Below are 9,780 nucleotides of genomic sequence, written 5' to 3' on the forward strand. Positions count from 1 at the left end.
GCCTGGCCGACCGCTTCATCAAGGGCACCTGCCCGAAATGCGGCACTGAAGACCAGTACGGCGACAACTGCGAAAAATGCGGTGCGACCTACGCCCCGACCGATCTGAAGGATCCGAAGTCGGCGATCTCCGGCGCCACCCCGGTGCTCAAGGATTCCCAGCACTTCTTCTTCAAGCTCCCGGACTTCCAGCAGATGCTGCAGACCTGGACCCGCAGCGGCACCCTGCAGGACGCCGTGGCCAACAAGATCGCCGAGTGGCTGGATGCCGGCCTGCAACAGTGGGACATCTCGCGCGATGCGCCGTACTTCGGCTTCGAGATCCCGGACGAGCCGGGCAAGTACTTCTACGTGTGGCTGGACGCGCCGATCGGCTACATGGCCAGCTTCAAGAACCTGTGCAACCGCACGCCGGAGCTGGACTTCGACGCGTTCTGGGGCAAGGACTCGACCGCCGAGCTGTACCATTTCATCGGCAAGGACATCGTCAACTTCCACGCCCTGTTCTGGCCCGCCATGCTCGAAGGCGCCGGTTTCCGCAAGCCGACCGGGATCAACGTGCACGGCTACCTGACCGTCAACGGCCAGAAGATGTCCAAGTCCCGTGGCACTTTCATCAAGGCCCGTACCTACCTGGATCACCTGTCGCCGGAATACCTGCGCTACTACTATGCGGCCAAACTGGGCCGTGGCGTCGATGACCTCGACCTGAACCTCGAAGACTTCGTGCAGAAGGTCAACTCCGACCTGGTCGGCAAAGTGGTCAACATCGCCAGCCGCTGCGCCGGTTTCATCCACAAGGGCAACGGCGGCCTGCTGGTCGACAACAACGCCGCGCCAGAGCTGACCGAAGCGTTCCTCGCCGCGGCGCCAAGCATTGCCGACGCCTATGAAGCCCGCGACTTCGCCCGCGCCATGCGTGAAACCATGGCCCTGGCGGACCGCGCCAACGCGTGGATCGCCGACAAGGCGCCATGGTCGTTGAACAAGCAGGAAGGCAAGCAGGATGAAGTCCAGGCGATCTGCGCCACCGGCATCAACCTGTTCCGCCAGTTGGTGATTTTCCTCAAACCGGTACTGCCGTTGCTGGCCGCCGATGCCGAGGCGTTCCTCAACGTCGCCCCGCTGACCTGGAATGACCACACCACGTTGCTGGCCAACCATCAGTTGAACGAATTCAAGCCGTTGATGACCCGCATCGACCCGGTAAAAGTGCAAGCCATGACCGACGCCTCGAAAGAAGACCTGACCGCCAGCCAGACCGACACCGGTGCTGCCGCGCCTGCGGGCAACGGCGAACTGGCCAAGGATCCGCTGTCGCCGGAAATCGACTTCGACGCCTTTGCTGCCATCGACCTGCGCGTGGCCTTGATCGTCAAGGCCGAACACGTGGAGGGTGCGGACAAGCTGCTGCGCCTGACCCTGGATATCGGTGACGAGCAGCGCAACGTGTTCTCCGGGATCAAGAGCGCTTACCCGGATCCGTCGAAACTCGACGGTCGCCTGACCATGATGATCGCCAACCTCAAGCCACGGAAAATGAAGTTCGGCATTTCCGAAGGCATGGTGATGGCGGCCGGCCCTGGCGGTGAAGAAATCTACCTGCTGAGCCCGGACAGCGGCGCCAAGCCGGGTCAACGCATCAAGTAAGACCCAGCGGTACAACGATCCCACAGGCATGTTCTGCAGGCCTGTGGGATTTTTCATATCTGGCCCACCCTTCGCGGGTGCCGGATAATGCCTAACCTTAAGTGACACCCGCCCGTTGCTGCCGGCAGAACCATGACCGAACTTGCGCTTACGCTGATCAGTGCCGCCCTGCTCAACAACTTCTTGTTGCACTGGCCGCTGGGCGTCGATCCGTTGTTGGCCGGCAGTCGGCGCCAGGTGCATGCGCTGGGGCTGGCGACGGCGTGCCTGATGCTGAGCGTCGGTTTCATCGGTTATGTGCTCTGGCACTGGCTGCTGGTACCGCTGCAACTACAGGCACTGCAGCTGTTTGTGTTCCTGCCGCTCAGCGTGCTGCTGATCGCGCCGCTGCTGAAACTGCTGGCACGCGCGCTGCCTGACTGGCCGTTCGATGGGCTATGGCCATTGTTACTGGGCAATGCCGGCGTGCTGGGGCTGGCCTTGATCAATGCACAAAATGATCAAGGCCTGCTGCAGGCAACGGCGCTGAGCATTGGCGCCGGGCTGGGTTTCTGGCTGGTGCTGAGCCTGTTCAGCGACTTGCGTGAACGCACCGCGGACAACGACATTCCTCTGCCCTTTCGCGGCTTGCCGATCGATCTGATAAGCGCCGGACTGATTGCAGTGATTTTTCTCGGATTCAGTGGACTGATCAAAACATGAGTCTGATTCAACTCATCGATGCCCTCCTGCCGCAGACCCAGTGCGGCAAGTGCGGCCACCCCGGGTGCAAGCCCTACGCCCAAGGCATCGTCGATGGCGAACCGATCAACAAGTGCCCGCCGGGGGGCGACGAAACCATTACCGCCCTGGCCGAACTGTTGAAGGTACCGGTGCTGGAACTGGATATCAGTCGTGGCTCGGCACCGCCGCAAGTGGCGTACATCCGCGAAGCCGAGTGCATCGGCTGCACCAAGTGCATTCAGGCTTGCCCGATCGACGCCATCGTCGGCGCGGCGAAACTGATGCACACCGTGCTGATCGACGAATGCACCGGTTGCGACCTGTGTGTGGCGCCATGCCCGGTGGACTGCATCGAGATGCACCCGCTGCCGATCGGCACCTTACCGGTGGTGGGCGGGCTGGCATCCAGCGTTGAAGAGCAGCGCGCACGCACCGCCAAACGTGATCATGCACGCCAGCGCTTCGAACGACGCAACGCCCGCCTGCAACGCGAAGAGCAGCAGAAACAGGCTGAGCGCGAGGCTCGGGCACAGCGCACAGCGCAACCGGCGGTGGCCACCCTCGATCCTGTGCAAGCCGCTCTGGAACGGGTGCGCGCGCAGAAAGCCGCGACCGCCGACGCGGCGCTGAAAAAAGCCAAGATCGACGTCGCCATGAGCCGCGCGCAATTGCACAAATCGCTGAAAGCCTTCGGCCATCCACCGACCTTCGAACAGCAGTCGCAACTGATCGTGTTGCAACAGCAGTTCGAAGCCGCCGAACAGGCGCTGGCGAAACTCGAAAGCAGTGCCGCCGCTCCAGCCGCTGCGGCCCCGGCCCCGGCGAAGGACGCGGATCTGAAACGGGCGAAAATCCAGTTGGCCATGCGTCGCGCCGAATTGAAAAAGGCCCAGACCGCCGAGGCGCCAGCGCAGCAGATCGCCACGCTGGAACAGGCACTGCATGACGCCGAGCAGGCCCTTCACGCTGCCGAAGCGGCAAGCGAACAGCCTGCGCCTGATCTGGTGCGCGTAGAAAAGCGCCCGATCGACAGCCAGCTCCGCCAATTGAAAACCGAACTGGCCTATGCCCGCGCCGACCTGAACAAACTCGAACGCCGCGCCGACACGCCGAACGACATCCTCGACAAGGCCCGCGCTCGCCTGCAGGCCGCCGAGCGTCAGGTGCAAGATCATGTCGCCCCGTGAGGCAGCGGATGAGCGCCTGCAACAGGCGATGAAGCGGGTGCTGCTGGCCACGCTGCCTGGGCTGTTGGCGCTGTTCTGGTTTTACGGCTGGGGGGTGTTGATCAATCTGATCCTGGCGGCGAGCAGCGCACTGCTGGTCGAGGTCGGTGTCACCCGCCTGCGCCGACAACCTTTGCAACCGACCCTCAGCGATGGCAGCGCACTGGTCAGCGCCACCCTGCTGGCAGCCGCCCTGCCGCCTTATTGCCCGTGGTGGCTGACCGTGACTGCGGTGGCGTCGGGCCTGCTGTTCGGCAAGCATTTGTACGGAGGCGTCGGCAAGAACCCGTTCAATCCGGCCATGCTCGGTTTCGCCCTGGCAATGCTGCTGTTCCCGCAGCCAATGACCCACTGGCCGGCACATGGCATGAATCTGCAGGCGGCTTTTGCGCAAGTCTTGAATCTGGGCCAGGCGCCGGACGCCTGGGTGCAGGCTACCGCGCTGGACAGCCTGCGCATCAACAAAAGCCTGACCATGGATGAACTGTTCGCCGCCAACCCGGCATTCGGCCGTTTCGGCGGACGCGGCGCAGAGTGGATCAATCTGGCGTTTCTCGGCGGCGGTCTGTTGCTGTTGCAGCGCCGGGTGATTGCCTGGCAAGCGCCAGCTGGCATGCTCGCCAGCCTGTTTGTCGTCAGCCTGCTCTGCTGGAACGGTTCTGGCTCCGATTCCCACGGCTCGCCGCTGTTTCATCTGCTGAGCGGTGCGACCATGCTCGGCGCGTTTTTCATCATTACCGAACCGGTGTCCGGCGCCAAAAATCCATTGGCCCGGCTGCTGTTCGGCGTCGGCGTCGGCTTGCTGACCTACCTGATCCGCACCTGGGGCGGCTATCCGGATGGCGTCGCGTTTGCGGTGTTGCTGATGAATCTCGGCGTACCGGCCCTTGACCGCTTTGCCGCGGCCCGTCAAACAACGGTGAACCCATGAACCGCGCAGCCTCCGTCATCACCCTGGTGTTGATGGCCGGCGCCGGTCTCGGCCTGACCTATGTGGTGCAACACAGCAGCGCGCCGCAGATTGCCAGCGAGCAACGCCTGCTCGACAGTCGCAAACTGTTGGATCTGCTTGCGGCCGATACCTACGACAATCAACCGCTGGAACAGCCACTGGCGCTGCTCGACACCGGGTTAAGCCACAGCACGCTACTGGGCGGATACCGCGCCAGCAAACTCGGGCAGCCGGTGGCTGTGGTGTTGCGCACCCAGACTGAGGGGTATGCCGGCACCCTCGAACTGCTGATCGCGATTGATGCCAGCGGCCGACTGCTGGGGGTCAAAAGCCTGCGGCAGAACGAAACTCCGGCGCTCGGCGGGCACCTCGGCGACTGGCCGAATCAATGGCTGGCGACGTTTACCGGCAAGTCACGCAACAATCCTGACGACGCTGGCTGGGCGCTGAAAAAGGATCAGGGACAGTTCGATCAACTGGCGGGGGCGACCATCACGTCCCGGGCCACCGTCAATGCCATCCATGACGCCCTGCGCTACTTTGATGAACACCGGGCTTCCTTGCTGGGGATCGGACCATGAACCGGCCGGCGACGCTGACCAATTCTCTGGTGCTGGTGCTGCTGCTTGGCACCAGCACCACACTGGCGAACGCGCTGGGCATGCTGTTGATCTCGAGTGCGGTGCTGACGGTGTACGGCGCAGGCATCGGCCCGCTGCGTTCACGGCTGTCGGGCGACAGCGGGTTGCTGGCCAGCCTGCTGCTGGCTGCGACCCTGGCCAGTTGCGCCAACATCCTCGCGCAGCGCTGGGCGTTGCAGTGGCAACAGGCACTCGGAATCTACGCCGGGCTGATCGCCTTGCAATGCGTGGTGCTGGAATACAATGGATTCTTTCGTCAGGCACTGAGCCAGCGTCTGAAGCTTTTCGCCCTGTCGAGCGGGCTACTGCTGACGCTTGCCGCTGTGCGCGAATTGTTCGGTCAGGGCCACCTCGGCCGTGATCTTTCCGAGCACTGGCGAGGACTGGTGTTGTTCAACGATGGGCTGCACCTGATCACTCTGGTTCCCGGTGCCTTCATTTTGCTTGGGCTGCTGCTCGCTGCCCGTCAGGCCTGGACCCGTTCCAACGCTCTCCCCAAGGAAACACATCATCCATGAATGCCGCAAAACGTCTGGAAATCTTCCGCAGACTTCATGAGGACAACCCCGAGCCGAAAACCGAGCTGGCCTATTCCTCACCGTTCGAGTTGCTGATCGCGGTCATTCTTTCGGCGCAATCAACCGACGTAGGCGTCAACAAGGCCACGGCCAAACTGTTCCCGGTGGCCAATACCCCGGCAGCGATCCACGCGCTGGGCGTCGAAGGGCTGTCCGAATACATCAAGACCATCGGCCTCTATAACAGCAAAGCGAAAAACGTGATCGAGACCTGCCGCATGCTGGTCGAACTGCACAACGGCGAGGTCCCGCAGACCCGCGAAGAGCTGGAAGCCCTGCCCGGCGTCGGCCGCAAGACGGCCAACGTGGTCCTCAATACCGCTTTTCGTCAGTTGACCATGGCGGTTGATACGCACATTTTTCGCGTGAGCAACCGCACCGGCATCGCCCCGGGCAAAAATGTGGTCGAGGTGGAAAAGAAGTTGATGAAGTTTGTGCCAAAAGACTACCTGCTGGATTCCCACCACTGGCTGATTCTGCACGGTCGTTATGTGTGCTTGGCGCGCAAGCCACGTTGTGGCAGCTGCCGGATCGAAGACTTGTGCGAATACAAACACAAAACCTCGGACGATTGATTGGCTATTGGAATAATTGATTCGTCGATTGAAAAAATCTTTTTTACCCGCAGCAGGAATATCGCTATAAGGAGCGCCAAAGGCAGTCTTAGCCTGGAGTTCACCTTATGACTGACAGCAAAGAACTGGATGTAGAAGAAGATTTCACCGCTGCGGAAACCGACGACGCCGAACCGGTGGTCGAAGTCGCCAAGACCAATTTGAGCAAGCGTCGCACCATTGATAACCTGCTTGAGGAGCGCCGACTGCAAAAGCAATTGGCCGATTACGATTTTGATCTCTGACACTTGAAAGCCTCCCGAACCGGAGGCTTTTTACTATCTGGGGAATATGACGCTGAACCAACCTTGATCCCTGGACCGCTGAAATCATCAGACCAGCCCGTTGCGTTGTGCCAGCTCAATCAGGTCCACCAGCGACCGGGCATTGAGCTTCAATAACAGGCGGGTCTTGTAAGTACTGACCGTCTTGTTGCTGAGGAACATGCCGTCGGCGATTTCCTTGTTGGTCTTGCCGCGCGCCAACTGTTGCAACACCATCATTTCCCGCCCGGAAAGGCGGTCTACCATATCCGCCTCACTGGCATTGCCCAGGCTGGTCCGCACGGTATGCAGGGCCTGGTTTGGAAAATAGCTGTACCCGGACAGTACGGCTTTGATCGCACTGAGCAACTCAGTCAGATCCTGTTGTTTACAGACATATCCCGCCGCTCCCGACTGCATGCAGCGCATCGAAAAATGCCCCGGCGCCTGTGAGGTGAGCACCAGAACTTTCAACGGCATCGGTGTCGAATTCAGACGTGCAATAACTTCCAGGCCATCGAGCTTCGGTATTCCAATATCAAGAATAACGATATCCGGCATTTGTTCACGCGCAAGTTGCAATGCGTCCACACCATTATCTGTTTCGGCAATGACTTCGTAGCCATGACGTTCCATCAGCATACGCACAGCAAGACGAATGACGGGGTGATCATCCACGATCAGCACTTTATTCATGGGCAAGTCCAGTTTCGCTGTTCGAATTTTTAGAACCCGCACAATAGCCTAGTCACTTCCGACATGGCACAAGAGAGTTCCATCACACTCCCAGCCCAAGACATTCCCTACAACAAAAAAAGATTATTCCTACAAAAAAACCGATACCGGTGATATCGGCGTGCGCTAACTGTTTCTCTGACTGCGACTTCAACGTGAAAAATACTACGCCCACGCAGCCATGCCCGGCGACGCTTCCGAGCGACGCGACCAGCGAATGACTGCAAAAAGCACCGTTATTACATGACCAGGTATGACTGACACCCTGAAAAATTCAGGCAAACAATCAATTGCAACGACAATTGAAAAACCATCTATATACTTTAATAAATCAACGTCTGAAACAAGATACTTCTACCCAACGTATTTCTTTTAATATAAAAAAGAACATCAAACGCAAAACACCACTCACATAAACACCATTCAATACACACAATGGAATAAACACTTAATGAGCAAACACCATGATAAAAGTCAGAAAGAAAATCACCAACCCCATGACTGTAATTGCGATCTTTGCATTTATTTCCGAATCATCGGCAGCCCTCTCCCTGCCCTTTCTTGATAACGACGAAAGAGAAGTCTACGTCTGGTTTCTGATCAGCTTCCCGTTTTACTTGCTGCTGCTGTTTTTTTTAACGCTCAATTTCAACTACCGATCATTGTATGCGCCCTCGGACTTCGACAAGGACGACAGCTTTCTGAAAGTCTTTGACGAGCTGAAGCCGGCCGAGCACACAGCGGGTTCGCCTCCATCAGACACTCGGGCAACGCCTGGCGGGGCAGCAACTTCAAGCGGTTTGCAATGGACGTTACCGGAACACAGTGCTGACCCGGGCGCGACCGGCGAATCCTGCGCGGAACACCCCTGGATTGAGCACAACATTCAGTTGCCCAAACCCATGGGTACGTTGCGGGCGATAGACGTACGTTCGATGAGCAGCGCACAGGCATTCGACAGGCTGGCCGAATACATTCCGCACCTTGGCAAGCAATCGGCCAACGCAGTGGTCTTTTTGACCGACTCGGCGTCCGAGGTTTTGCTCAAGCAAATTACCCCGAGTCTTAACAAACAATCGAAAAAAAACGGGGGGGCCAAACTGTTCATTGCTTACAACGTGAACACGCAAAGCACTACGGTCTTAAGAGGGGTATGAAACGCAGAGTTGATGCCTGAAGTGGACATTCAAGAAAATGCTGGAATTGACCATACCCACCAGCGCAACGCGGTAAGGTCAGACACGCACAGGAAAAAAAATGGCGGCTTTGTCACTGGGACAAGCCGCCATTTCTTCACAGGCCCGCGAGGCTTAGAACAGCTTGCGGCCCTTGTTTGCAGCAATGCGCATGCGCAGCGCGTTGAGCTTGATGAAGCCCGCCGCGTCGGCCTGGTTGTAGGCGCCGCCGTCTTCTTCGAAGGTCGCGATGTTGGCGTCGAACAGCGAATCGTCGGACTTGCGACCGGTGACGATCACGTTGCCCTTGTACAGCTTCAGGCGAACCACACCGTTCACGTTGACCTGGGAAGCGTCGATCATCTGTTGCAGCATCAGACGCTCCGGGCTCCACCAGTAACCGGTGTAGATCAGGCTGGCGTATTTCGGCATCAGCTCGTCTTTAAGGTGAGCGACTTCGCGGTCCAGGGTGATCGACTCGATGGCGCGGTGCGCGCGCAGCATGATGGTGCCGCCCGGGGTTTCGTAGCAGCCACGGGACTTCATGCCCACGTAACGGTTTTCGACGATGTCCAGACGACCGATACCGTGCTGGCCACCGATCTTGTTCAGCGTTGCCAGTACGGTGGCCGGGGTCATTTCGACGCCGTCCAGCGCGACGATGTCGCCGTTGCGGTAGGTCAGTTCCAGGTATTGCGGGGTGTCGGGAGCGTTCTCCGGGGAGACGGTCCAGCGCCACCTGTCTGCGTCGTGCTCGGTCCAGGTGTCTTCCAGCACGCCGCCTTCATAGGAGATGTGCAGCAGGTTGGCGTCCATCGAGTACGGGGACTTCTTCTTGCCGTGGCGCTCGATCGGGATCGCATGCTTTTCGGCGTAATCCATCAGCTTCTCGCGGGACAGCAGGTCCCACTCACGCCATGGCGCAATCACTTTCACGCCAGGCTTGAGCGCGTAGGCACCCAGTTCGAAACGCACCTGGTCGTTGCCCTTGCCGGTGGCGCCATGGGAAATGGCGTCGGCGCCGGTTTCGTTGGCGATTTCGATCAGGCGTTTGGCGATCAGCGGACGTGCGATGGAGGTACCCAGCAGGTACTCGCCTTCGTAAACGGTGTTGGCGCGGAACATCGGGAACACGAAATCACGCACGAATTCTTCGCGCAGGTCGTCGATGTAGATTTCTTTGACGCCCATGGCCTGAGCCTAGGCGCGAGCCGGCTCGACCAC

At 59.3% G+C, this 9,780-nt stretch carries 10 protein-coding genes and 1 pseudogene; 9 read left to right on the forward strand and 2 right to left on the reverse strand.

All coding sequences use genetic code 11. The annotated features are described in order from the left end of the window. From metG to ACIOUG_RS25950, 8 genes are all read left to right on the forward strand, one after another. The coding region (gene metG / locus ACIOUG_RS25915; protein ID WP_401069869.1) for a methionine--tRNA ligase at positions 1 to 1,649 on the forward strand (1,649 nt) is incomplete at its 5' end. Between the two features lie 132 nt (positions 1,650 to 1,781). Further along, positions 1,782 to 2,351 carry an electron transport complex protein RnfA gene (locus ACIOUG_RS25920; RefSeq protein WP_401069871.1) on the forward strand — a complete coding sequence of 190 codons (570 nt, stop codon included), beginning with the start codon at positions 1,782 to 1,784 and terminating at the stop codon, positions 2,349 to 2,351. Beyond that, positions 2,348 to 3,559: an electron transport complex subunit RsxB gene (rsxB, locus tag ACIOUG_RS25925; protein WP_401069873.1), complete on the forward strand. Its 1,212-nt coding sequence runs from the start codon at positions 2,348 to 2,350 to the stop codon at positions 3,557 to 3,559. The genes ACIOUG_RS25920 and rsxB overlap by 4 nt, the downstream gene beginning before the upstream one ends. Next, on the forward strand, positions 3,546 to 4,529 hold the full coding sequence (locus ACIOUG_RS25930; RefSeq protein ID WP_401069875.1) for an RnfABCDGE type electron transport complex subunit D: 984 nt from the start codon (positions 3,546 to 3,548) through the stop codon (positions 4,527 to 4,529). Before rsxB ends, ACIOUG_RS25930 begins: the two co-directional genes overlap by 14 nt. Continuing rightward, on the forward strand, positions 4,526 to 5,131 hold the full coding sequence (locus tag ACIOUG_RS25935; protein WP_401069878.1) for an RnfABCDGE type electron transport complex subunit G: 606 nt from the start codon (positions 4,526 to 4,528) through the stop codon (positions 5,129 to 5,131). Before ACIOUG_RS25930 ends, ACIOUG_RS25935 begins: the two co-directional genes overlap by 4 nt. Continuing rightward, the gene (locus ACIOUG_RS25940) at positions 5,128 to 5,709 is read left to right on the forward strand and encodes an Rnf-Nqr domain containing protein (RefSeq protein WP_401069881.1); all 582 of its coding nucleotides are present in this window, start codon (positions 5,128 to 5,130) and stop codon (positions 5,707 to 5,709) included. The genes ACIOUG_RS25935 and ACIOUG_RS25940 overlap by 4 nt, the downstream gene beginning before the upstream one ends. After that, the gene (gene nth / locus ACIOUG_RS25945) at positions 5,706 to 6,344 is read left to right on the forward strand and encodes an endonuclease III (RefSeq protein WP_003227707.1); all 639 of its coding nucleotides are present in this window, start codon (positions 5,706 to 5,708) and stop codon (positions 6,342 to 6,344) included. The genes ACIOUG_RS25940 and nth overlap by 4 nt, the downstream gene beginning before the upstream one ends. 107 nt (positions 6,345 to 6,451) lie before the next feature. Beyond that, complete coding sequence (locus ACIOUG_RS25950) at positions 6,452 to 6,628, forward strand: PA3496 family putative envelope integrity protein (protein WP_401069884.1); 177 nt, start codon at positions 6,452 to 6,454, stop codon at positions 6,626 to 6,628. Between the two features lie 87 nt (positions 6,629 to 6,715). On the opposite strand, the gene ACIOUG_RS25955 is transcribed toward ACIOUG_RS25950, so the two are convergent. Beyond that, positions 6,716 to 7,342 (reverse strand): response regulator transcription factor, encoded by a 627-nt coding sequence (locus ACIOUG_RS25955; protein ID WP_003227711.1) that lies wholly within the window; start codon positions 7,340 to 7,342, stop codon positions 6,716 to 6,718. Positions 7,343 to 7,845: 503 nt separating this feature from the next. Here ACIOUG_RS25955 and ACIOUG_RS25960 point away from each other — a divergent pair. Next, complete coding sequence (locus ACIOUG_RS25960) at positions 7,846 to 8,538, forward strand: hypothetical protein (RefSeq protein ID WP_401069886.1); 693 nt, start codon at positions 7,846 to 7,848, stop codon at positions 8,536 to 8,538. Between the two features lie 153 nt (positions 8,539 to 8,691). On the opposite strand, the pseudogene ACIOUG_RS25965 reads toward ACIOUG_RS25960, so the two are convergent. Further along, positions 8,692 to 9,780: pseudogene (locus ACIOUG_RS25965) on the reverse strand (argininosuccinate synthase); the annotation flags it as partial.

Source organism: Pseudomonas sp. NPDC087803, assembly GCF_044742995.1.
In the GTDB taxonomy this organism is placed as follows: Bacteria; Pseudomonadota; Gammaproteobacteria; order Pseudomonadales; family Pseudomonadaceae; genus Aquipseudomonas.